General features: G+C 69.1%; 1 protein-coding gene. It reads left to right on the top strand.

The window, feature by feature from the left end; all coding sequences use genetic code 11:
- On the top strand, nucleotides 1-545 hold a 545-nt coding region (locus tag ACTQXM_RS09050; RefSeq protein ID WP_369832286.1), incomplete at its 5' end, for a transposase.
- Between the last annotated feature and the right edge of the window lie 41 nt (nucleotides 546-586).

Raw genomic sequence — 586 nt, 5'->3', positions numbered from 1 at the left:
GTGAACTGCCTCCCATTTCTTGGACATCGGGAAATGGGAGGTTTTCCATGAGTATAGACCTCAGGGTGAAGCACGACCTGGAGTCCAGGAGGCGGGCCGTCGAGCTCTTCGACGCCGGCGTCGGCTGCAAGCCGGCGGCCGAGGCCCTGTCCGTCCCCCGCGAGACCGTGAGAGAATGGCAGTGGGTATACCGGGCGTTCGGAAGCGAGGCGCTGCTGTCCATGGGCGGGAAACAATCCAGGTACACATTCGAGCAGAGGGTCGCCGCGGCGTCGGCCGTGGTCGACGGCGGGATGGCGAAGACCGACGCCATGGCCGAGTTCGGGATCAGGTCGAAGTCCCCGCTGGAGCGCTGGTGCAGGCTCTACCGCGAGGGCGGCGCCGAGGCGCTGCGGCCCGGACCGAAGGGCAGGCCGAGGGGGTCGAGGTCGAAACCCCGGGCCCGCACCCGCGAGCAGGAGCTCGAGGAGCGCTGCCGCAGGCTCGAGGCCGAGGTCGCCTACCTAAAAAAATTGCGCGCCCTGGTCGAGCGGGACGGGCTCTGACCAGGGCGGCGGCCGAGGCGGTGAGGGCGCTGAGGGCGGAG

The organism is Collinsella sp. LCP19S3_D3, from assembly GCF_052121455.1.
In the GTDB taxonomy this organism is placed as follows: domain Bacteria; phylum Actinomycetota; class Coriobacteriia; order Coriobacteriales; family Coriobacteriaceae; genus Collinsella.
This window is presented reverse-complemented; position numbering and strand designations above follow the sequence as displayed.